At 70.3% G+C, this 23,511-nt stretch carries 14 protein-coding genes and 1 tRNA gene; 8 read left to right on the top strand and 7 right to left on the bottom strand.

Annotated elements, in window-relative coordinates; genetic code table 11:
• Positions 1-4: 4 nt before the first annotated feature.
• From ACZ6EJ_RS13710 to ACZ6EJ_RS13695, 4 genes are all read right to left on the bottom strand, one after another.
• Positions 5-1,306, bottom strand: a complete 1,302-nt coding sequence (locus ACZ6EJ_RS13710) for a homoserine dehydrogenase (protein WP_469267044.1) — start codon at positions 1,304-1,306, stop codon at positions 5-7.
• 95 nt (positions 1,307-1,401) lie between these two features.
• A complete protein-coding gene (gene lysA / locus ACZ6EJ_RS13705; RefSeq protein ID WP_469267042.1) occupies positions 1,402-2,793 on the bottom strand; it encodes a diaminopimelate decarboxylase in 1,392 nt (463 codons plus the stop codon).
• 32 nt (positions 2,794-2,825) lie between these two features.
• Positions 2,826-3,908 carry an ArgS-related anticodon-binding protein NrtL gene (gene nrtL / locus ACZ6EJ_RS13700; protein ID WP_469267040.1) on the bottom strand — a complete coding sequence of 361 codons (1,083 nt, stop codon included), beginning with the start codon at positions 3,906-3,908 and terminating at the stop codon, positions 2,826-2,828.
• 55 nt (positions 3,909-3,963) lie between these two features.
• Positions 3,964-4,401: a response regulator gene (locus tag ACZ6EJ_RS13695; RefSeq protein WP_469267039.1), complete on the bottom strand. Its 438-nt coding sequence runs from the start codon at positions 4,399-4,401 to the stop codon at positions 3,964-3,966.
• Positions 4,402-4,614: 213 nt separating this feature from the next.
• Between ACZ6EJ_RS13695 and ACZ6EJ_RS13690 the strand changes: the two genes are divergently transcribed.
• The 5 genes from ACZ6EJ_RS13690 (at position 4,615) to ACZ6EJ_RS13670 (ending at position 12,856) form a co-directional block, all read left to right on the top strand.
• A tRNA-Arg gene (locus tag ACZ6EJ_RS13690) sits at positions 4,615-4,686 on the top strand.
• A gap of 728 nt (positions 4,687-5,414) precedes the next feature.
• Positions 5,415-5,822 (top strand): alkyl sulfatase C-terminal domain-containing protein, encoded by a 408-nt coding sequence (locus ACZ6EJ_RS13685; RefSeq protein WP_469267123.1) that lies wholly within the window; start codon positions 5,415-5,417, stop codon positions 5,820-5,822.
• A gap of 378 nt (positions 5,823-6,200) precedes the next feature.
• Positions 6,201-7,187: an AAA family ATPase gene (locus ACZ6EJ_RS13680; RefSeq protein WP_469267038.1), complete on the top strand. Its 987-nt coding sequence runs from the start codon at positions 6,201-6,203 to the stop codon at positions 7,185-7,187.
• A 142-nt stretch (positions 7,188-7,329) separates the two neighbouring features.
• Positions 7,330-9,828, top strand: coding sequence for a S8 family peptidase (locus ACZ6EJ_RS13675; RefSeq protein WP_469267037.1), 2,499 nt, complete (start codon positions 7,330-7,332; stop codon positions 9,826-9,828).
• Between the two features lie 1,789 nt (positions 9,829-11,617).
• Positions 11,618-12,856, top strand: coding sequence for a hypothetical protein (locus ACZ6EJ_RS13670; protein WP_469267035.1), 1,239 nt, complete (start codon positions 11,618-11,620; stop codon positions 12,854-12,856).
• Between the two features lie 253 nt (positions 12,857-13,109).
• On the opposite strand, the gene ACZ6EJ_RS13665 is transcribed toward ACZ6EJ_RS13670, so the two are convergent.
• Together ACZ6EJ_RS13665 and ACZ6EJ_RS13660 are read right to left on the bottom strand one after the other, a co-directional pair.
• On the bottom strand, positions 13,110-14,081 hold the full coding sequence (locus ACZ6EJ_RS13665) for a hypothetical protein (RefSeq protein ID WP_469267034.1): 972 nt from the start codon (positions 14,079-14,081) through the stop codon (positions 13,110-13,112).
• A gap of 1 nt (position 14,082) precedes the next feature.
• Complete coding sequence (locus ACZ6EJ_RS13660; RefSeq protein ID WP_469267033.1) at positions 14,083-18,654, bottom strand: AAA domain-containing protein; 4,572 nt, start codon at positions 18,652-18,654, stop codon at positions 14,083-14,085.
• An 854-nt stretch (positions 18,655-19,508) separates the two neighbouring features.
• Here ACZ6EJ_RS13660 and ACZ6EJ_RS13655 point away from each other — a divergent pair.
• The 3 genes from ACZ6EJ_RS13655 to ACZ6EJ_RS13645 all read left to right on the top strand — a co-directional run bounded on the left by ACZ6EJ_RS13655 (position 19,509) and on the right by ACZ6EJ_RS13645 (position 22,700).
• The gene (locus tag ACZ6EJ_RS13655; RefSeq protein WP_469267029.1) at positions 19,509-20,666 is read left to right on the top strand and encodes an acyl-CoA dehydrogenase family protein; all 1,158 of its coding nucleotides are present in this window, start codon (positions 19,509-19,511) and stop codon (positions 20,664-20,666) included.
• A 123-nt stretch (positions 20,667-20,789) separates the two neighbouring features.
• Positions 20,790-21,776, top strand: coding sequence for an aldo/keto reductase (locus ACZ6EJ_RS13650; protein WP_469267028.1), 987 nt, complete (start codon positions 20,790-20,792; stop codon positions 21,774-21,776).
• 105 nt (positions 21,777-21,881) lie between these two features.
• Complete coding sequence (locus ACZ6EJ_RS13645; RefSeq protein ID WP_469267027.1) at positions 21,882-22,700, top strand: AfsR/SARP family transcriptional regulator; 819 nt, start codon at positions 21,882-21,884, stop codon at positions 22,698-22,700.
• A gap of 210 nt (positions 22,701-22,910) precedes the next feature.
• Here the strand turns inward: ACZ6EJ_RS13645 and ACZ6EJ_RS13640 are convergent, their stop codons facing one another.
• Positions 22,911-23,336 (bottom strand): nuclear transport factor 2 family protein, encoded by a 426-nt coding sequence (locus ACZ6EJ_RS13640; RefSeq protein WP_469267026.1) that lies wholly within the window; start codon positions 23,334-23,336, stop codon positions 22,911-22,913.
• Between the last annotated feature and the right edge of the window lie 175 nt (positions 23,337-23,511).

Raw genomic sequence — 23,511 nt, 5'->3', positions numbered from 1 at the left:
TCCTTTACTCCCCTTCAACACGCATGATGCTGGCGACACCGCGCACGGTGTCGAGCTTGCGCAGCGCCTCGACGGTCCCCGAGAGGGCGGCGTCGGGCGCGCGGTGGGTGACGACGACGAGGGACGCCTCGCCGTCGGAGTCCGGTCGGCCCTGCTGGCGCACCGTGTCGATGGATACGCCCTGCTCGGCGAAGACCGTCGCTACCTGGGCGAGCACGCCCGGTTTGTCGGCCACGTCGAGGCTGATGTGGTAGCGCGTGACGACGTCGCCCATGGGGCTGACCGGCAGGCGCGTGTAGGCGGACTCACCGGGTCCGGTGGCCTCGCCCAGTTTGTTGCGGCAGACCGCGACGAGGTCGCCGAGGACCGCCGACGCGGTCGGCGAGCCGCCGGCGCCGGGCCCGTAGAACATGAGCTGCCCGGCGGCCTCGGCCTCGACGAAGACCGCGTTGTACGCCTCGCGCACGGAGGCCAGGGGGTGGCTGAGCGGGATCATCGCGGGGTGGACGCGGGCGGTGACGGACCGCCCGTCGGCGGCGCGCTCGCAGATGGCGAGGAGCTTGACGGTGCAGCCCATGCGCCGGGCGGAGGCGATGTCCGCGGCGGTGACCTCGGTGATGCCCTCGCGGTGCACGTCGCCGATCCGCACGCGGGTGTGGAAGGCGATGCCGGCGAGGATCGCGGCCTTGGCGGCGGCGTCGAAGCCCTCGACGTCGGCGGTGGGGTCGGCCTCGGCGTACCCGAGGGCGGTGGCCTCGTCGAGCGCCTCGGAGTAGCCGGCGCCGCTGGTGTCCATCCTGTCGAGGATGAAGTTGGTCGTCCCGTTGACGATGCCGAGCACCCGGTTGACCTTGTCCCCGGCGAGCGACTCGCGCAGCGGCCGCACCAGCGGGATGGCCCCGGCGACGGCGGCCTCGTAGTAGAGGTCGCGGCCGTGCTTCTCGGCGGCGGCGTGGAGCGCCGCGCCGTCCTCGGCGAGGAGCGCCTTGTTGGCGGAGACGACGCTCGCGCCGTGCTCGAAGGCGGTGGTGATGAGCGTACGGGCCGGCTCGATGCCCCCGATGACCTCGATGACGACGTCGATGTCGCCGCGCCGCACGAGCGCGGTGGCGTCGGTCGTGATCAGCGCGGGGTCGATGCCCTCGCGCACCTTGGAGGGCCGGCGCACGGCGACGCCGGCCAGCTCCACGGGTGCGCCGATGCGCGCGGCGAGGTCGTCGGCGTGCGTCGTCATGATGCGCGCCACCTCTGAGCCGACCACTCCGCAGCCCAGCAGCGCTGCCTTCAGCGGACGCGTACGCATCATCCGACCTCGTTTCTCATACATGCTCATTGGGGACCAGTCTCACTCACCGGACGGGCGATTCTGCCACTCGTCCGGATTCTGAGATGACAATTTCATCAGCCGACATCGAGGCGCAGAAGATCCTCCTCCGTCTCGCGCCGGACGATGACACGGGCCTCACCGTCCCGGACGGCGACGACCGGGGGGCGCAGGGCGTGGTTGTAGTTGCTCGCCATGGAACGGCAGTACGCGCCGGTGGCGGGGACCGCGATCAGGTCGCCGGGGGCGAGGTCGGCGGGGAGGAAGGCGTCCTTGACGACGATGTCGCCGCTCTCGCAGTGCTTGCCGACGACCCGGACGAGCATGGGTTCGGCGTCCGAGGTGCGCGAGACGAGCGCGACGCTGTACTCGGCGTCGTACAGCGCGGTGCGGATGTTGTCCGACATGCCGCCGTCGACGCTGACGTAGGTCCGCAGCCCCTCCAGCGGCTTGATGGTGCCGACCTCGTACAGCGTGAAGGCGGTGGGGCCGACGATGGCGCGGCCCGGCTCCACGGAGATGCGGGGGGTGCGCAGGCTCGCGGCGTCGCACTCGCGGGTGACGATGTCGGTGAGCGACGCGGCGATCTCGTGCGGCTCGCGGGGGTCGTCCTCGGAGGTGTAGGCGATGCCGAGGCCGCCGCCGAGGTCGATCTCGGGCAGTTCGACGCCGTGCTCGTCGCGGATCTCGGCGAGGAGCTGGACCACGCGCCGGGCGGAGACCTCGAAGCCGGCCATGTCGAAGATCTGCGAGCCGATGTGCGAGTGGATGCCGATGAGTTCGAGGCCGTCGAGGGTGAGCGCGCGGCGCACCGCCTCGGCGGCCTGCCCGTCGGCCAGCGCGATCCCGAACTTCTGGTCCTCGTGCGCGGTGGCGATGAACTCGTGGGTGTGCGCCTCGACGCCCACGGTGACGCGGATCTGGACGCGCTGGCGCCGGCCGAGCCGCTGGGCGGTGTGGGCGACGCGGACGATCTCCTGGAACGAGTCGAGCACGATGCGCCCGACGCCGGCCTCGACGGCCCGCTCGATCTCGGCGGCGGTCTTGTTGTTGCCGTGGAAGGCGATGCGCTCGGGGGGCATCCCGGCGTCGAGGGCCGTGGTCAGCTCGCCGCCGGAGCAGACGTCGAGGTTGAGCCCCTCCTCCTTGAGCCAGCGCACGACGGCGCGCGAGAGGAAGGCCTTTCCGGCGTAGAAGACGTCGGCGTCCGGCCCGAAGGCGTCCGCCCAGGCCCGGCACCGGGCGCGGAAGTCGGCCTCGTCGAGGAAGTAGGCGGGGGTGCCGAACTCCTCCGCGAGCCGCGCGACGGCGATCCCGCCCACGGTGAGGCCGCCGTCGGCGTCGCGGGTGACGGTGCGGGACCAGACCTTCTCGTCCAGCGCGTTGAGGTCGGCGGCGGGGGCGGAGTAGTGCCCCTCGGTCAGGACGTCGGCGTGGCGGGGACCGGCGGGGTGTGCGGAGCGGCTCATCGTGGTGTTCTCTCGGGTCTTCTCGGATCTCGTCAGAGATGTTCGGGCGCGCGGACGCCGAGCAGGGACAGGCCGCCTGCCAGCACCGTCCCGGCGGCTTCGGCGAGGGCCAGCCGGGCACGGTGGGCGGCCGAGGGTTTCTCGTCGCCGACGGGGAGCGGCGGACAGGCGTCGTGGAAGTCGAAGAACGCCTGGGCGACGGCTTCCAGGTGCCGGGCGACCCGGTCGGGCGCACGGTGGCGAGCCGCGGCGAGCAGGACGCCGGGGTGGTCGGCGACCAGGTCGAGGAGGCGGCGGGCGGCGCCTTCGCCGTACGGGGACGGGCGCCCGGACGGGGCCGGGGCGGCCGTGAAGCCGAGGGCGGCGGCCCCGCGCGTGAGGGCGCGGGCGCGCGCGTGGGCGTACCGGACGCGGAAGAGCGCGTTGGCCTCGCCCTGGACGAGCAGGTCGGCGCCGAGGGGCGCGCGGTCGTGCGCGGCGGGGCGCAGCAGCCCCCAGCGGGCCGCGTCGGGGCCGAGCCGCTCCAGCAGCTCCGCGGCAGTGGCCCCGGCGGGGACGGGGCGGATGCCGGTGAGCGGGGAGGGCGGCCGCCCGTGGGCGTCGACGGTGACGCCGAGGCGGGCCCAGTCCGGGTCGGGGGCGTGCGCGCAACTGGTCCGGACCCGAGCGCCCTGGGCCGCCAGGAGCCGGCGCACGGCGTGGGCGGTGACCGCGGCGCGCACCTCGTGGGCGTGGTGGAGCTGGTGGACCTCCGCCCCGAGCGCGTCCCCGTGCCCGTACGCCGGGCCCTGTTCCCGTACGGCGTCGAGGAGTGCGCGGTCGCCGCGGGCGGGGGCGTCGAGGGTGAGGCTGAGGAACCCCGGTCCGGTGATCTCCACCCGTGCCACGCCGGGCTCGGCGGCGACCCGGTCCCGCAGGACGCGGGCGACGTCCAGGGCGGGCCGGCCGGCCGGCCCGGCCAGTTGGAGCGCGACGGCGCAGGCGTACTCCCCGCTGCCGCCGGGCCGCGTCCGCTCCACCCGCACGCGCGCGGGCACGGGCGCGCGCAACGCGCCCTCGTCGACCGCGCGGCGCACGGCGCACAGCACGGTCCGGGAGAGGTCGGCGGGGGTCACAGGACAAGCGTAGGGGAGAGCGGGGGGCGCTCCGCGACCGCGTTTCGCCATCCGGTCAGCCGGCGGCGCTCCCCGCCCGCCCGGCCGCCCCGCGCCGCCCGTCCACCGGGGGCCGGGGCGCGCCGGTCACCAGCCGGCGCACGATCCGCACCAGCTCGCTCGGCTCGAACGGCTTGGCCAGGAACGCGTCGACGCCGGCCGCCACGCCCGCGTCGACCTCGCACGGCGTGCAGGCGCTGACGACGGCGATGGGCAGGCCGCGGGTGCGGGGGTCGGCGCGCAGCCGGGTGGCGGTCTCCAGCCCGTCGAGGCGGGGCATCACGACGTCCAGGGTGACCGCGTCGGGGCGGACCTGGTGGACCAGCTCCAGGCATTCGGCACCATCGGCCGCGGTCACGACCTCGAAGCCCTCCAGCTCGAGGTTGACCCTGATCAACTGCCGGATGACCCTGTTGTCGTCGACAACGAGCACGCGGCCGTACGCCCCTGACACCCTTCGAGAGTAGGGGTGCCCGAGCGGCCGCGTACGGGTTTTGTCCACTTCCGCCCCGGAGGGGTGGCGGCGCCTCGGGGGGACCGCCGGGGCACCGGTCCGGGCGGCCTCCCGGTGGCCGGGAGGGGCGGAGCGGCGGCGCGGAATACCTGTTCACGGGCACCCCGCGGGAGCTGGTAGTGTTTCACCCGTCGCAGAGCACGACAGCGACACGCCCCCGTAGCTCAGGGGATAGAGCATCGGCCTCCGGAGCCGGGTGCGCAGGTTCGAATCCTGCCGGGGGCACTTCCGGAAAGAGGGCCTGACCAGCGGAAACGCCGGTCAGGCCCTTTCTCGTACATGTCAAAACGCAAACGGCCCGTCGGCCATTACTGTTTCCCTGACCCGCGGGGTCTGCGATTCGAGCACCACCCCTCTCGCTACTCGTTCCTGCAGGTCAGGCACCCCTCCGAGGTCCGGCGAATCCACCCGCCATCAAAAACCAAATGATGTGACGGAACGTACGACTGAGTGGTGCCGTTTCCCTCACACACCGGCTGCGACCTGAGCGAACGCGGTCGACCGCGCATCAAAACGCAAGTGATCCAGTGGGTCGTTGCCCTAGCCCGATGTCGGATCATTTACGCCATTCATGGAGGGCTCCGCCTCCCATGGCGCCTCCGCTCTTCGCGGTACCTGTCTGCGGACCGGCAGGCCGCGTCACCCACGCCAGTCTTCACCTGCTGCCTGTCCTGGCGCCCGCCTCGGGATCCTGGCTCCCTGATCCCCGGAAGTCTGCAGGGCGATGCGACGCGAAGGGGCGGCCGAGTGCCAGGCGCCCGGTGCCTGGTTTGCCGCCCAGACACGGCCCGTGCGGCGCGAGTCGGACGGCTCCCACCGCGCCCCGTGGTCACCGCCGGGGCGGACATGACGGACAAGGCTGGCGAGCGTGTCGACTACGGGGCGGAGAACGGCACCTGGCGCTCCTTCTTCCTCTCTGCGGCCACCGAACTGCGCGAGGCCGGTTCGGAACACTGACCGAGACGCCCGCCCCCGACGTCATGAGCCAGCTCACCCCGCAGATGCTCTCCGACGCCCTCGCCATCCAGATCGACCGCCTCAAGGCGTGGGACGAGAACCTGTCCATCGACATCGTCCTCACCGACACCGACGCCCGTTTCCGGCTGCGCCTGGCTAACGGAGTACTGACCTACAGTGCGGCGGCTTCGTCCGGTGACGCCGATGCCACGATCACGACGACGGGGCGCGCGCTGCCGGCCCTCGGCCTGGCCCCGGAACAGCTCGCCGCCACCGGCATCCAGATGAGCGGCGACGTCTCCGTACTCGCCCGGCTCACCGATGCGCTGGACCCGGGCAGACAAGAACGTCTCCATCGTCACCCTGTGACAGCCTGGCAGAGGCAGAGGAACCACCCCACCTGAAATCCATGCGGGCCACCGGCCCACGCAGCGGTCCGCCCGGCGCCTATCGGCTCTCGACCGCACCCTGCCCTGCCCTGTCCCTGCGGCGGCCCGCACGCCTGCGCTGCCATGCGGCAGGACAGCACATCCACGACGATCGGCCCTTGCTTCGCAACCGGGCCAGGTCCCGAGGGCGGTCGCACAGCCAGGCCGCCGCCACATCTGCTGCACACCATCTTCGGGGAGCGTTCCTGCCGGCCTCGCTGGCCCTGCCCATCCGGGCGGCGGCCGGTCCTGGCGGGCCGTACGATGCAGGCGCGGGTGCCTCCACGGCCCCCGGGTATCAGACCACCGAGCACACTCGTACATCAGCGGTCGGCATCGGGAAGGTGACAGGCGATGGCAGCGAACGCCGAGCACCTGAAGGCGCTGGTGCGTGCACATGCCGAGGCCGATGACGATCTCTTCTACAGCGTGGCTCTGCAGGTGGCGGCGAAGTCCGCCCGGCAAGGGCAGGGGAAGTTCGCTGTGGACCTGCGGGAGCTCGTGGAGGCAGCACGGCAAAAACAGGGACAGGTGAGCAAACGGCGTGCCGCGACACCGGTGGTGCAGCCCCGCGGTGAGCTCTCCAGCCTGTTGACGGCCGGATATCCCGATATTCAGCTAGACGACATGACGCTGGACGCCGGGTTGCGTGCCTCCCTGGACCGGGTGCTGCACGAGCAGCGTCAGCGTGCCCGGCTGGAGCGTTTCGGCTTCACTCCGGTACACCGGATCCTGCTGTCAGGACCCCCTGGTACGGGCAAGAGCATGACCGCCGCGGCCCTGGCCGGCGAGCTGAAGCTGCCGTTGTTCACCATCCGCCTGGACGGTCTGATCAGCCGGTTCATGGGCGAGACGGCGGCGAAGCTGCGTCTGGTCTTCGACGCGGTGGCCCAGACGCGGGCGGTGTATCTGTTCGACGAGTTCGACGCGCTCGGGGCTGAACGCGCGGCAGGTAATGACGTCGGAGAGGCCCGCAGGATCCTCAACTCGTTCCTGCTGTTCCTGGACGAGGCGCCCTCCGAGAGCCTCGTGGTGGCCGGCACCAATCACCACCAACTGCTGGACCGGGCGCTGTTCCGCCGTTTCGACATGGTCGCCACCTACGGCCCCCCTACTCCCGAACAGGCGGTTCAGGTCATGCGCCGGCGCCTAGCCGGAATGGATACGAGCACAGTACGGTGGGACGCTGTGACAGACAGTGCATCCGGTTTGAGCCATGCCGAGCTGGTCAAGGCGGCGGAAGCCGCAGCCAAGCGGGCCATCCTCGCCGACCAGGACGTGGTGGACGAACCGCTGCTGCTGGAGGCGCTGACCGAACGGCACGCCTCCCGTCATGCCTGAGCCTTCCACCCCCGCACGGTCCACGCCGCACCTGATGGTGCCCTGGCGGGCCGCCACCCTGACACCGCGTTCCGAGCCCTCCGGCGGAGGCGGTACGAAGCTGGTCCGCCGTGAGGACCGCAGCGGGCACGCCGCTGCTTTAGTGGACGGTCTGGAAACGGCCGAACGGGAGTCGGCCCGGCTCGCCCAGGAGGCGCCCGACGGCTTCCAGCCCGACGGTTTCGCGGTGCGGATCGAGGCGGCGCGTGACCATCCCATGCAGCTGGACCGTCTGGACGGCTCCGGCCTGACCTTGATGAGCAGCCATCCGCAGACCGACGACAGGTCACAGGATGCGCTGGTGTGGGTCCCGTTCGACAAGGTCGCCTCTTTCACACAGCGGATCTCCGCCTTCACCCTGGATACCGAAGACGGCAACCCCCAGCAGGCCGCACTCGTGGCCAATATGGAGCACATCCGGCGGGCACTGCTGCAGCACCTCTGGCAGGAGCGGCACGCGCTGCCGCCGCTGGCCGACGAGCGGTGGTGGGAGCTGTGGTTCGATCCCCGGATCTCGCCGACAGATCCGGTGGCCGCTCTGCGCGCCCTGGCGGAGGCATGGCGGTGGCGGATGAGCGACCGTGCCATCCACGTGGGCGAACGCATCGTCGCGCACGTCTCGGCAACCGGCAACGACTTGACGGCCCTGCTGGGCACGAATACCTGCCCTGTCGAGATCCGCACGCCGACGTTCGCCGAGGGCCTCTACGCAGTCGACCGCTCTTTCCGGGTGCGCCTCGCCGAGGACCTCGCCCAGCGCGTCAAGCCCGCCGACCCGCACGCACCCGCCGTATGCGTCCTGGACACGGGGATAGCGCAGGAGCACCCGCTGCTGAAGCCGGCGCTGCACGAGCGCGCCTACAGCGTGCTGCCCGGCAGCACCCCGGGCGACCGCAACGGGCACGGGACGCAGATGGCCGGACTCGCCCTGTTCGGCGATCTCGCCGCCGCCCTGGAAGTACAAGGCCCTGTGGTCCTCAGCCACGGCCTCGAGTCCGTGAAAATCCTCGACGACGGTCTTGCACCGGTCAAGACTCCGCGGACCTTGGCCGAGACGACCGCGAACGCCGTGGCGACCACCGAGATCGGCAACGGCGGCCCCGCACCCTCGAGCCGGGTCTTCTCCATGGCCGTCACCCGGCACTCGGGCGAAGGCGAGAACGGTGTCGACGGCACAGCGACCCTGTGGTCGGCCACCCTGGACGCCCTGGCAGCCGGAACGACCGTGGCCGTACGCGAGGACCGTATCGATCTGATCGGCGCACCGGACCCGCAGGCGTCGCGGCTGATCATCGTCAGCGCCGGCAACATCCGCGGACACGTCCCGCACCAGATGCGCGACGACACCGGCCGGCTCGACCCCTTGCTGCTCTGCGACCTCTCCCGGATCGAGGAGCCCGCCCAGGCACACAACGTGCTGACCGTCGGCGCCTGCACCCACCTGGACACAGTCCCCGACCTCCCTCCTTTCCGGGGCTTCAGGCCCCTGGTTGCTCCGGGCGGCCTGTCCCCGTTTAGCCGGACCTCGGTGGCCCTGACCAACCCGGCCATCACCAAGCCCGACATCGTCCTGGAAGGCGGCAACCTCCTCGTCGCCCCCGACGACAGCTTGCTGGACGCGCACGAGCTGGTGAGCGTGCCGACGACCCACCACGACGCCGCGCGTCAGCTCGCCTGGGCCAACGCCACCAGCGCCGCGACCGCTCAGGCAGCGGCCCTGGCCGCCACGGCCATGAGCACCTACCCGGGACTGCGCGCGGAGACCGTCCGCGCCCTGCTCGTCCACGAGGCCCAGTGGACCCCGGCGATGGTCGAGCCCGGCCTGTTCAAGAAGACCGGTACCCCCAAGCTCGCCAAGGGCGATCTCATGCGGCAGGTGATCCGCCGCTACGGCTGGGGAGTTCCCACCGCCGACCGCATCCGCAGCAGCGCGTCCAACGCCGTCACGATGATCATCCAGAACACCCTGATGCCGCTGAAGCAGGGCAAGAACGGCCAGCTCCGCTTGGCCGAACTGAAACTGCACCAACTGCCCTGGCCACTGGAACAGCTGCGCGACCTGGCCGAGACCACCGTCGACCTGCGCGTGACCCTCGCCTATATGTTCGAGCCGAAACCCGGCCGGCGCGGCATGCTCGGCCGCTACAGCTACGCCTCGCACGGCCTGCGCTTCGCCGTCAAAGGCTCCACCGAGTCCGCCGACGCCTTCCAGAGCCGCCTGGCCGAACAGGCAGAACACGAAACCGACGGAACCGGCAACCCCAAGGCGTTCGAGTCCGACGGCCACTGGCTGGTCGGCCCGCGGTTCCGCAACCTCGGCTCCCTGCACGCCGACATCTGGCGCGGCTCCGCCGCCGAACTCGCCGACTGCGGCATGCTCGCCGTCTACCCCGTCGGCGGCTGGTGGAAGGCCAACAAGCGTAAGGACCGGATCGGCCTGCCCGTCAGCTACGCCCTGCTGGTCTCCCTGCGAACCTCGGAGGTTTCCACCGACCTGTACACCCCCATTGCCACTCAGCTCGGCGTCCCGGTGGAGATCGCGCCGGAGGCGCGGCCCGAGATCACCGACGGACTCCCCGTCCAGATGGAGCTCGGCTGGTGACCTTGCCCAGGCCGGCAACGGCCTACTCCTCCGGATCGACCGGCGGATCGTAGGCGTACAGCAGCTCCTCGATACGCTGATTGTTGATGGACTGGCGGTCGTAGAGGCACTTCGCGTAGCGGGTGAGGAGGACTTCGACGCTGTTGCCGGCGCGTTGGGCGACCTCGGCCGGATCCGCCCCGGCGCACAGCCAGGTCGACAGAGCGGAGTGGCGCAGGTCGTAGGGGGCGTTTGGCGAGTGGGGTGGCCGCGAGGGCGGGTGGCAGGGCCAGGGCGCGGGCTTCGCGCCAGACGTGGTGATAGGCGGTGTAGCTGAGGATGTTGCCGCGTTCGCTGAAGAACAGCCGACCGTCGTCGGCCGTGCCGAAGGTGGTGACGCTCTCGCGCCACATTGCGACGAGGTGAGGCGGGAGCGGCACCACCCGCGTGTCGCCGGGGCGGCGGTTCTTCAGGCCGCGCTCGTCGTGGTTCAGGCCCGTGTCGGTCCACCGTTTCCCGGCCTGCGGCAGGGTGCGGTGCAGGACCAGCCGGCCCCAGCCACTGCTCGGCAGGCGGCAGTCCGACAGCGTCACCGCAACAGCTTCTTCGGGGCGTAGACCGGCGTAGTACATGCCCGCGAACAGTCCTACCAATCGGCGTCTGCGGGCCCGCCGGTATCCGCCGACCTAGGAGATGGCCGTCAGCAGATCCCGGGCCTGGCTCGGGTTGGCGACGACTCGCGGGGCTACGGAAACAGCCGGTTTGGGCACGCTCCAGCGGGTTGCTGCCCAACTCGCCCCGCTCCATGGCGTACCCCAGGGCGTGTACGAGGACTTTGCGTTTGCGGCGCATCGTCTCCACGGCCGCCTCGCCGCCGTCCTGTTTGCGGCGCAGCGACTCCAGCACGTCGCGAGCCAGGACCGGGTCGTACAGGTCGATCAAGGGCCGGGACGCTTTGGCCACCCGTTGTAGGGCCAGCCGGTCCTGCGGTGACGGCATAGGGTCGCCCTGCCTGGGCATGACGAAGGCCCAGTGGCGCAGGGCCCGGCGCAGCACCTGCTCGGTGGGTCTGCCGCGCCGGTCCCAGCACATCGCCAGCGTGACGGCGGTCAGCGCGTCGCTGACCTCGTCGCGGGTCTTGGCCGCCCGGCCGGGCCAGTGGGCCCGGGCGTACTCGGTCGCGAAGGCGTACCAGGTCAGCTGGGACAGTCTCTGCGGTTCCCGGGCGGTGCTGGGGCCCTGCGCCAGGCCCGCCTGGATGGCCCGCACCAGCTGCGCACCGAACTCACCCGCCATCTCCGCGACGGCGCTGCTCCCGTCCCACCGCGCTTCACCGTGGAGCGGTACCGCGTAATACGGCGCGGCCCCGAGGCTGCGCACGTTCGAGTCCATGTCCCCTCCTCCTGATCGGCACAGGCATGACTTCCCGGCACGAGCATTCGGACATCCACCTGAACGAGGCCACCCGGGTCACGCAGAGTTGACGAACAGAAAGGCCGGTACCTGATGGAGGTGTCCGGTGCCGCCGATGCCCGACAGCCGCCATGGCCAGATCCGCACGATGACACACCATGCGTACTTGCGTGCGCCCTCACACACCCGACTACCGTCCCGGTCGGCCAGGGCACGCGGACACCGTGGGGGATGCATGGCAAGAACCGCTCGACAGATCCTGAACTCACTCAGCCGCACGCAGAACGTTCACCTCACGTCGACTGCAGACCTCGTCGCCCATGTCGACTCCGCGGCAGCGGCCCTCGACAAAAAGCGCAGGGAGAAGGGCCAGGGGGCGGTCCGGAGGAAGCCCAACGTGCGTCCCATCGCCAAGGCCGACGTCGGCGGCTCTCTCGGCCTGACCCCCTGGCAGGTGCTGCACACTGTCGCCCGCGGGTACGTACTGGCAGGCCAGGGCATGGGGCGAGGACTCGCGGAGCACTGGCTGAGCCTGAAGTACTGCGAGGCGCTGCACGGCAACAGAGCCGGCAGCATGGACCTCACCGACAAGGGCCGCACCGCCGAGCGCTGGTACAAGTCCATGCAGGCCCGGGAGCTGGCGGTCGGCTTCGGCCTCGCCGCCGCCGAGCGCATCGTGCGGGAGCGGTATCCGGATCACATCGTCTCGGTCGTGGACACGAGCACGATCCTGCGGGCCGGGTGGGCCCTCGGCGGCGCGCAGCGGGACAAGGGGTCACGTCCCCGGCCCGACTTCATCATCGAGGCGTGGAAGCCCGGTGAGCCGTCGAAAGTCACGTTCGTGGTCTGCCGGGGCAACCACCAGAAGCCGTCCAAACGGTCCGGCCTCACCCGCAGCACCACGATCCAGCAACTGGTCAAGGGAACAGAGCTGGCCGAGGGCATGCAGATCGGCGAGTGGAACTCGACACCGTGCCTGATGCTGTCCACCGAGCTCATGGGGCAGGGCGGGGTCGTCGTCAACACCCTGCAGTCCCCCGGCGAAGCCCGGCTTCCTCTCCGTATACCGGGAGCACCTGGGAACGCCGATGTGGAGATCGACGGCAAGTCGGGTATCCCCTACCCCAATGCCATCCGCATCCCGGCCCACGAGGGCCGACGGGCTCGGAACGTCGACGGATTCCAGGTCGGCGAGAACGACCTCTCCTGGTTCGGTCAGCTCCTGGCCCGCACCGGCGCCGCCGGGCTGACCGCCTTCGCCGGCGGAGGCAAGAAGACAGCCCAGTACCTCACTAAACACCAAGGCCGCGAGCACTACGACGTGCCCACCTTCGCCGTCACCTCCAGCTCACACGACGCCGAGATCACGGTCGGCGGCAGGAAATTCGTCGGCACCGACCACGTCTTCCGCATGGAGACCGTCCGCATCGAGGCATTCTCCGGAATGGACGCGGACCTGTACGGGCTCATCAGCGAAGGGCACGTGGAGGAATACCGGCGCGCGGCCTACGAGTTCCGCTCCGCCCTGCCCAGCGCCGAAGAGGCCAAGAAATGGAACGGGCCGATCTCGTTCCACGAGGACGGCACCGTCATGGCCCTGAGTATCCTGCCTGTCCGCCGAAGAAGCCCTCTCTGATCCCTGAGCCGCGTCACTTCAAACTCGCCTGAGGCGAGCGCCTGAGCGAGGCCGGAATATAGCCGAAGATCCCCGTTTTCCCCAACCGGGGATTCTCCGGATACTGCTCCCTACACTGTCACTTTCTGCAATCACGAATACCCGTCGGCGCCATGCTCGCAGCCACCGCCTTGGCCGCCCCGGGGTCGGCCCCCCTTCGTCACCTCCGCCCCCGAGGCCCTCGCCACTCTGTGCAACGAACGAGTCACCGTCATCAAGGTTTGCCCCTGGCCGAATCTCCCGTTGGCGTCCTCACGCCCGGCTGGCGACGGGCCACGGTAGCTGGAGTGGGACGTCGCACGGGGTCTGTGGGTTCACGACCTCGATCTGTTGACGCACGGGGAGAAGATGGAGCAGGGTGCGCTCCAGCCGTGGCCGCGAGATCGTTCAGGGTGGCGTTCACCACCGGCCAGCACATGTCGACCGTGTCTCGGTTCGGGCTGTGCCCCGTCCGTTTCTCTGCGAGGGGATGGACGAGGTTCCTGTAGTACCGGACGAGTTCCGAGGCCAGCTTGGCATCGTGCTCGATCCACTTGTTTCGGTGTGCGAAGTCCACGAGATCTTTCAGGCCCATGTCCCGCAGCGGCTTCGGCAAGCGCGTAACGCTGGCGCGGGCCTCGGCGGCGTGCACCAGAACACCTTCCAGCAGGCTGCCTAGCATGATCACCGCTGACGTGTAGGCGCCGTGCTCATAACAGGTGCGCGCCTCGTCAAGCCGGAGTTGCACGGTCGAGGCGAGCTCCGGGTCGCTCACCACTTCTGTCACGGAGACCTTCAGCTCGACACGTAGCAGCTGCCGCGTGTCGGCCCCGAAACCGGCTTCGCACGGGACGAGGAGCGGCTGACCCTCCGCGTGATCGATCCGGCGTCCGTCGAGTACGAGAACCTCGCTCAGCCTCTCCAGAGTGGCGTGATACTCCCGCTGCTGGTTGTAGTACTCGAGACGATTCGCCAGGCGAAGGACGGCTCGCTCGGCATCGTTGGTGCCGTCTTCCTGTCGCTCCTTGAGGAGATCCAGGGTCCACTTGTGCCTCGGTGTGCCGTCGTACTCCGGGACGTCGTCCCAGCCCGCCCGCTCGAAGAATGCGGCGATCTCGTATCCCTTCCGATAGAGGAGTGGCGTCTCGTCCCCGCAGATGAGGTGGGCGATCTCGGTCAGCGTGCTGTCGTCGAAGGGCTCACTCACGTCAGACTCCTTCAAGAGAGACCGACATGTCCTCGCCCTGCAAGGCGTCGAGTTCGTCGGAGGTGAAATCGATGTCGTCCATGTCGACCGGGGCCCAGGTGCTCCGTGAGTCGCCCTGGCCCTCCTCGGTGACTCCGGGCCGGATGCCCAGAGCGTCGAGGCGCTTCCACAACGGAGCCAGCGAGCCCTCCGGAGACAGGGCAAACTCGCTGCTGCGGACGCGCCAGAACTGCCAGCCAGCCCGGCGCAGTTCCCGGGCCCGCTCGGCGTCGTCGCGGATCTGGTCAAGGGTGGAGTGGTACGGGCTGCCGTCACACTCCACGGCGAGGCGGCCTGTCTCTCCGACGACGACGAGGTCGATGCGCTTGCCAGTGACCTTCCATTGAGGGACGACGTGGTAGCCGCGTTCCTTGATCCTTCGGAAGACTCGCTGCTCAAACAGAGATTCGAACGGTTCGCACCGCTCATCTGGCGAGACGGCGGAAAGGCTGGGCGAGGTGCCCTGGAGCTCCGGCGGCGCCTGCATGTAGGTGAGCAGGGAGTGACGCAGGTCCCGGCTGCGCAACTGGTCGGGTGTGACGGAGGTGAACAGCCACATCTGGTCTCGGGCCCTGCTGGCGGCCACGTTGAACCGCCGGCCGTCGCCCTGGCCGGTCAGGGCCCGGGCGTTGTCGGCGTCGATGACTAGCGAGAGCAGGATGACGTCCCGTTCGTCGCCCTGGAACTGTTCGGCCGTGCCAACGCGTATGTTGTGCCGTTCCCGGATCGCGGAGTCGATCCGCGTGTCGATGAGGTTCTCCAACAGCCTTGTCTGGTGACCGGAACGGAGAACGATGACGCCGAGACTCCGTTTCGCGTACGCCTCGTCCTGCGCGAGTTCCGCCAGTTTGGCAACGATGCGTTCGGCCTCGGGCCGATTCACCAGAGTCTCCCGCCGTCCCTCGCAGTGACCTTCATGGACGTGGACGACTTCGAGGGGCCGCAGCCGGTCCGCTCCGTACTGTCGCAGCGGCACGAGTTCGTTGTCGGGATAGAACTGGGCGGAGGACCACTTGATGATCTCCGGCATGCACCGGAAGTGCTCGGTGAGCCGAATCGTCTCGCTGAAGCGCGCGGACAGCAGGTCGTAGAGGTTGGACTTGGGGCTGAGCCCGTCTCGCTGCCAGTCGGTGAGATGGGGCAGGAGCGAGTCGAGGAGTTCGTTGAACCGCTCGTGCTTGCCGCCTGTGTAGAAGGGGACACACTGCTTGTTGTCGCCCACGACGATGATCCTCGGAGCGAGCCACAACAGCATCAAGCCGTCCAGACCGACCTGACTCGCCTCGTCCACGATGACGACGTCGAAGGCGTCCGGCTCGGGGTCGATCATTTCGGCCACCTGCTTGATCGGCATGATCCATGCCGGGACCGCGGCACGCGCGTCACGCATCGCGGAACGAGCGGCCTTCAGGTGTCGCCTGCCGAGCGCCGTCATCCCCCTTCCGGCGTTCGCCGTGGCTGACGCGTAGGCGCTCAGCGCCTGCTTCTGTCCGGCCGTCATCCGGTCAAGGCAGTGGTAGAGTGCCCGGCCGGCCGCCAGTTGCGTCACGGTGTCCCTCAGCTGTGCCTCGACGGCTTCCAGTTCCCTTTCCAGTTTGGCTTCCCTTCCAGGCACCAACTTCGTGTCCTGGAAGGTACGCGCTCGCCGCCATGCCCAGGCTCCGTTCAGGTCCACGAGGCGGGTTTCCCAAGCCGCCTCGGTCGGGGACTCCGCGAAGCACCGGGCCAGTTCGGGATGGTCCTCGGACAGCCGGTCCAGGAGTTTGCGGGCCTCCCGGCGATCGGCTTCACGGTGGAACGCCTGGGTCAGGGAGTCGATCGCTGACGTATACGCCTGCGGATCACGGGCGGTGACCGCCCTGTGCACCTCCGCCAGTTCGGCCACTCCGTGAGTGTCGGGCCGCGGCAGCTGCTCCGCGATGGACCGCAGCCTCTCCTCCGCTTCGCGGGCACGGAGCAGCCGTTCCGCACGGATCGCTGACATGCGGACGTCGTCCCACTGCTGTGCCGTCCGCACCGTGGCCTTGATCCGGGCCTTGAGCAGCACATCGTGCAGCGTGCGCACGGAGTGGGCGAACCCGTCCACCGCACGGAGCGTCGGCGTCCGGTCCAGCAGCTCCGACAGCGCCACCTCCGTGGAGCCCTTGGCTGCGGGCACACCGACGCTCTGCCAGCGCTCATTCAGCTGCCGGACGCACTGGCGTGCCGCCAGGTGAGCCACCAGCGCGGAGATCTCGCCTGGAGTCGTGGGCGGCCGGCCGTCCACTCGGCAATCCCGCAGGAGAACCTGAGCTTCCTTCTGCACCGCCTTCGGAGCCAGCCTGCGCAGCTTTCCGCCGTCGCGCAGGAACTGTTCGAGATCCCTCCCGGCGGCTATGAGACGCGATTCCTCGGCAAGCGATACGGCCGGCACATCGAGCTCGGAGAAGGGCGCGTGCCGAAGCACGCTCTGCACCTCCTCGGCACGCGCGGCTGACCGGCGCACATTGTCCCAGAGCTGCTGGCGTTGACCGGCCATTCCGTCCCGCAGGGCATGAGTGGTCCACGCTTCGGGCGCCCAAGCGGCGGGCTCACCCGGCAGACCCTCACTTTGGAGCGCGTGTTCCGCCGAGTCCAGGAGTTCCACCAGCGTCGTGATCAGACCTCGCCCCTGGTCGGCGAGTTCGAAAGCGAGCGGATCCGACTGGGCCTCGGCGCAAGAACGCATGGCGATGTCCAAGGCATGGACTGCCTCTTCGAACAGCACAGGTGCGACGAAGTCCGCGGGGTCCGGGCAACGGGCGGCATGCTCGGCTAGCACCCCGGCACCGTGACGGGACACCAGGCCCAGTAGGCGCAGGGCCTCGTCCTGGCCCAGCGAAGGTTCTCGTGGCGCCGAGGTGGGCAGGGCCGGCATCCAGTCGTACTGCGGTGCCCCGGCCGCGACAGCCTCCACTATCTCCGCAAGCCGTCCCTGATACCCGGGTGCGACGTCGAGGTGTTCGTACCACTCCGCCTCGCGAACGACGCGGAGTTCGTCACGGAGCCGCGCTCGGGTGTCGGACAGTTCCGAGCGCAACGCCTCATAGTCCTGGATCCTCTTTCCGAGACGTTCCGTCGACTGGGTGGCACTGAGCTGGGAGAGCGCGCGCACGGACTGCTCCAGATCGCCGCTGCCGTCCTGACGCCGGTCGCCTTGGAGGACACACAGGCTGCGAAGCTCGGCGGGCAGTTGCTGCCGCAGGACCTTAATCGCCTGGCCCTTCTCGCTTGTCACGAGCACTCGCTTGCCGTCGGCTAGCAGTGCGCACACAAGGTTGGCGATGGTGTGCGTCTTTCCCGTACCCGGCGGTCCCTGAACGACGACGCCAGTGTCGGTCTGGAGGCGCCTCAGAACTTCCAGCTGGGCTTCGTTCGACAGCAGTGGGAACAGCGGGTCGGGGCCGAGGGCAGGCGGTACGTCGCGGCCCCCCGTTGTGCCCCACGCCCTGCGGTCCTCCGCTTCCAACTGGTACAGCAACTGAGCGAGGCCCAGCGGAGCGACAGCGCCGGGCTGGGCGAGGCGGCTCGCGATGCCGTCGTAGAAGTTCACCAGGGCGCCCTGGCCCCGCTGACGGAGAATGATCGCCGGCGCGAACCCGAGCGTGGGCACCGGCAGCATCGGGTCGGCGGGCGGTCGGCTCCAACCATGGTGGAGTGCGACCGCTCGATCAGTCCCGAACGCCCGCTCCGACCAGTCACCTAGCACGTCCTGGCAGTCACGGGACAGCGGATGAAAACCCTCTGCGTCGACACGGTCTCGCAGCGGGCTCAACAGACGGGCGCTGTAGCCCGTGTCCGCGTCAAGGAACTCTCCGTCCTCCAGCCGTGCGGGATCGCCAGGTGCGAGGGCGACGGTGATGGACATATCCGTGGAATTTACGGCGAGCGTCAGCGGCGCCGTCAGGATGTGCCGGGCGACACGGGCAGAAGGGCGTGCGGCCCCAACGGTCAGGAAGCCGACGCCTAGCACCGCCTCGTATTCCTCGCCGTCCTGCTGAATCCTGGTCGCCATTCGGTACAGCTGCTGGTGGAGTTCCCGGTATGGCCGGTCGGCACGCTCTTTCTCCGACCACTTCCGCCACGCCTCAAGCCATCGCGTGTAGGCGCGCAACACGTCGTGTGCTTCGTCCCGGCGGATCTCGGAGACCTCGACCAGGTCTCCATTCTCGTCTTCCTGCCAGCCCTGCCCCGGTCCCGAGTCGGCCAGCGGCGGCGAATCGGGCGTCGCGGCGACGGCGGCCTCGGAATCGACCCACCCCACTAGCACCTCGGGCAAAACAGGAGCCGGGCGTGCCGGGCGGTGTGTCACCTTGAGCAACGTCCGATCGCCGTCCGGGTGCCGCCGGAGCCTGTCGTCCGGCAGCCCAGAAAGCCAGAGGACCTCCGGGTACTTTCGCCAGTCACGCACCGGCTTGTGCGACCCCCGGACGATTTCGCGCATATATTCGATTAGCTGGCGTGTGCGATGCACCGCCTCCGGGTTGTTCGCACGGAGTGGAGAGTTGAAGGACACCTATCCCCCTGACCTTGACTCGACAAAGCCTTTCAGGATTCACGAGAGAGGCGATCGCTTCAACAAGGAGCGGCGAGCAAGGATAGAAACAAGCCGCACTAAGCAAAAATTGGCCGTAACCAAGCCATCCATCAAGAGCAAACCCTCACGGATTCAACCGCATGCCGACCAGCCCCACCGGCTGCGACCTCACTCAGCCCAATCGTCACCTTGGCGACAGCTGTCACGCCCCCTGCGGAAGGAGCGACAGCCGGCACCGGCGGCCCGCGTGACCACCTCGGCCGCCGCGCCAGTTCCCGCCTCCCGTGTTCACTACCAGCCGTCCGGTCGTTCGATTGAAGCCATGCATCCGCCGCCTCCACCCACCCCCCACTCGCCGAAGCGGCGTGGCATGCATCACGTCACACCGTCCGGCCGCTACAGCATATTCATTCCCATATGGCATTAAAAAGGGCATCCATATTTCATGGGACATACGCGGGATCGCGTGGCTAACGTAGCGTCAGAGATGCCACTGACCTGCGGGAAACGAACAAATGAGCGACAGCCTCCGGAGCCGGGTGCGCAGGTTCGAATCCTGCCGGGGGCACTTCGCGAGAAGTGCCATGAAGGCGCTGGCCAGCAGAAATGCGGGTCAGCGCCTTTTTTGTGCCGGTCGGAGGGCATTCGGCGGCGCCCCCGGCCGCGGGCAGCGGGAAGGCCGGTCGGCCGCCGGCCCCACGCATCGCCCTCTCGCCCTCCCCCCTTTCCCTCCCCGCCCCCTCCCCCCGGACGACTCCAGGCCCGCCCGAGTCGTCGTCCAGCGGGGTGCGTCAGGGTCGGTGCCCGATCATCGGCACCAAGAAGGAGGCAGGATGCTCACCCAGACTCCCCGGAGGACCGGGCTCGTCTCTCGGTCGGCGGAACTGGCCGAACTGGCCCGCCATCGGGCCCTGGACGCGGAGGACCAGCGGCGGCTGACTCCGGATGTGGCCGAGGGGATACTGCGGGCCGGGTTCGCCCGTCACTTCGTGCCGGCCCACCTGGGCGGCACGGAGGGGACGTTCGAGGAGTTCAACGAAGCCGTCGCCGCGGTGGCCGCGGGGTGCGCCGCCACCGCGTGGTGCGCCTCCGTGGCGTCGAGCCTGGCCCGGATGGCGGCGCTCCTGCCGCGGGAGGGGCAGGAGGAGGTGTGGGCCGAGGGGCCCGACGCCTTCGTGGTCGGCTCCCTCTCCCCCGTCGGGCGGGCCGTGCCGGCGCCGGGCGGCTGGCTGCTCACCGGTTCCTGGGCGTACATCAGCGGGGTCGACCACTCCGACTGGGCCGTGCTGGGGGCCGTCGTGCCCCGGAGCGGGGACGCTTCCCCGGGGGCGCCGGCCATGCGCCTGTTCGCGATCCCGCGCCGCGACTACGCGATCAAGGACACCTGGATGGGTTCCGGTATGCGCGGGACCGGCAGCAACACCCTCGTCGCCGACGAGGTGTTCGTCCCCGACCGGCGCAGCATCGAGCGGCAGCGCCTCTTCGACGGGCAGCCCGTGGCGTCGTCGGCCGACTGCCACACCGTGCCGATCCAGGCGGTCAACGGGCTGTCGTGCGCGCCCACCGCGCTCGGCGCGGCCCGTGAGGCGTTGCGGCTGTGGACCGCGGACACCGCGCAGCGGCTGGAGCGCGGCGCGGGACGGCCGGGGGTGCCCGGCCCGGCGCTCGGCACGTACGAGACGGTCCTGACCCGCGCCGCCGGGGAGATCGACGCCGCCGGGCTGCTCCTGGACCGGGCCGCGCGGCTGGCGGACGAGGGCGGGCGGATCACGCCCGAGGAGACGGCGCGCAACGTGCGCGACTACGCGCTGTCGACCGAGTACCTGGTGAACGCCGTCAACCGGATGTTCGCCACCGCCGGGACGTCGGGCCACACCACCGACAGCCCGTTGCAGCGCGCCTGGCGCGACGTCAACTCCATCGCCACGCACATCGCGTTGACCTTCGACCCGGCCGCGACGCTGTACGCGTCCCGCGCGTTCGGACGCTGATCCGGCGTGCTTCCGGCGCGGCGGCGGCGTCCCCGTGACGCGGCCGCCGCGCCGCGCGCTCCCGTGCCGTCGCGGGGGCGCCCATCGTTCACCATCCAGGTTCCGAACCCAGGAGGCAGCACCATGACCACCGTCCCCACCCGGCGCCTGGGCGCACTCGAGGTGTCCGCACAGGGCCTGGGGTGCATGGGCATGAGCCACGGCTACGGCGCCGTGGACGACGCCGAGTCCCTCGCCACCCTGAACCGCGCCCTCGAACTGGGCGTGACGTTCTGGGACACCGCCGACTTCTACGGCTCCGGGCACAACGAGGAGCTGATCGGGCGGGCCGTCGCCGGGCGCCGCCACGAGGTGGTGCTGGCCACCAAGTTCGGCTTCGCCAACCGGCTGGGCGAGCCCACCCGCGTGCGCGGGGACGCGGCCTACGTGCGGGAGTCCTGCGACGCCTCGCTGCGGCGGCTCGGGGTCGACCACATCGACCTGTACTACCAGCACCGGGTGGACCCCGACGTGCCCATCGAGGAGACCGTGGGCGCCATGGCCGAGCTGGTGCGGGCCGGGAAGGTCCGCCACCTGGGCCTGTCCGAGGCGGGCGCGGCGACGATCCGGCGGGCGCACGCGGTGCACCCGATCGCCGCCCTGCAGAGCGAGTGGTCGCTGTGGTCCCGCGACCTGGAGGCGGAGATCGCACCGGCCTGCCGGGAGCTCGGCATCGGCCTGGTGCCGTACGCCCCGCTCGGGCGCGGCTTCCTCACCGGCCGGTACCGGTCCGTGGACGGGCTCGCCGCGAGCGACGTGCGGCGGGGCCACCCCCGTTTCGCGGACGGCAACCGCCAGCGGAACCTGGCCGTCGTCGCGGCGCTGACCGCCCTGGCCGACGCGAAGGGCATCAGCGCGGGCCAGCTCGCCCTGGCCTGGGTGCAGCACCGGGGCGAGGACACCGTCCCGATCCCCGGCACCCGGCGGCAGCGGTTCCTGGCGGAGAACGCGGCGGCGCTCGCGGTGCGGCTGTCCCCCGAGGACCTGGCCGCCATCGAGGTCGCGGCCCCGCCCGAGCGGATCGCCGGCACCCGCTACGACGAGGTCGGGCTCAGCTTCGTCAACCGCTGAGCCGCGCACGGGCGGTCTCGGCGGCACGGGCGCATGTGAGATCTTCATGTGCGCCCGTGCCGGCGTCACTGGCTGGGCCCGCCGCCCGACTGCGATGCTCGATCCATGGAATTCGGAGTTCTCGGACCGCTCGAAGCGCGTATGCGCAACACATCCGTAGTGCCGACCGCGGGCAAGCCCCGCCAGATCCTCTCGCTGCTCGCCATCCGGGCGGGCCGCGTCGTGCAAGTCGAGACGCTGATGGCCGAGGTGTGGGGCGCGGCCGTGCCGCGCAGCGCCGCCACGACGCTCCAGACGTACATCCTGCAACTGCGCCGCAAGCTGAACGAGGCCGGGGCGCAGGAGTCCGGCCGCGGCGCCAAGGACATCCTCACGACCTGCTACGGCGGCTACCGGCTGACGCCGGACGAGTTCACCCTCGACCTGCACAGCTTCCAGCGGCTGGTCCGCCTCGGCGGGCGGGCGCTGGCGGAGAACGACATGGCGGCCGCGACCGGGCACCTGAGCAGCGCCCTGGACCTGTGGCGCGGCCCGGCCCTCTCCGACGTGCCGGTCGGGGAGGTGCTCAGCACCGAGGTCATCGGGATGCAGGAGGAGCGCGCCTGGGCCCTGGAGATGCGGTTGGACGCCGACCTCGGTCTGGGGCGGCACGCGGAGATCATCGGGGAGCTGCGGATGCTCGTCAGCCGCCAGCCGCTGCACGAGACCTTCTCCGCCCAGTTGATGACCGCCCTGTACCGGGCCGGCCATCCATGGCGCGCGCTGGACGTCTTCCAGTCGCTGCGCCGGTCGCTGATCGAGGAGTTGGGGGTGGAGCCGTCGCCCCGGTTGCAGCGGCTGCACCAGGCCGTGCTGGCGAACGACCCGTCCATGGAGGCCCCTCTGGGCGCTCCCTGCTCCGCGCCGCATGTGCTCACCGCCTGAGGGCCCTCCCGCGGTCCCTGGCGGGAACGCCCTCAGCCCGCGCCGTCCGCGTGCTCCGGCCGGCGACCCGCTCGAAGCGACGAAGCTCCTGGTGGAACGGGGCCCCTTCCGGGGCCTCCCGTTCCACCAGGAGCTTCGCGCGTTCCGGCCGTCGCCCGCACGGCCGCCCGCACCGGCCCCGCGGCGGGGCCGGTGCGGGCGGCCGGCGGCTCAGACCGCCTGGTCGTACGCGACGGAGCGGGACCGCACCTGGAACGCCTCGCCGGCCACGTCGAGGACGTCGTGGATGACGATGCTGACCCCGAGCTCCGGCTGCTTGCCGCGGGGGGTCTGCACGATCAGGGCGTAGACGGTGGAGGTGAGGCTGCCGTCGTCCTGCGGGACGAGCGTCAACTGGTTGAAGTAGTGGCGCAACTGGGTGGGGTTGCCCTCGAACTGCTTGGCGAAGGCGTGGAGCTCCCGCAGGATGGCCGCGCGGCCGACCGCCGGCTCCTCGCCGGGGGTCAGCGCGAAGCTGCCGTCCTCGGTGAAGGTGTCGGCGTGCTCCTCGAACCGTCCGTTGTCCAGTGCCTGCATCTGGTGGGCGTAGAAGTGCTGCACCTGGGCGTAGAGATCGCTGCTGACGACCGGGCTCATGGCGGGGGCCTCTCGTGTGGTGGGGCGGTGTTGACATCAGCACGATGTCCCGGAGGGCTAGAGCCGTCCTGGAGTCCGGACGGGGCCCGGGGGGGGGGGGGGGGGGGGGGGGGGGGGGGGGGGGGGGGGGGGGGGGGGGGGGGGGGGGGGGGGGGGGGGGGGGGGGGGGGGGGGG

Source organism: Streptomyces sp. NPDC041970 (genome assembly GCF_055588985.1).
Note: the sequence above shows the minus strand (reverse complement) of the source record. Positions and strands in the feature narration are given on the sequence as shown.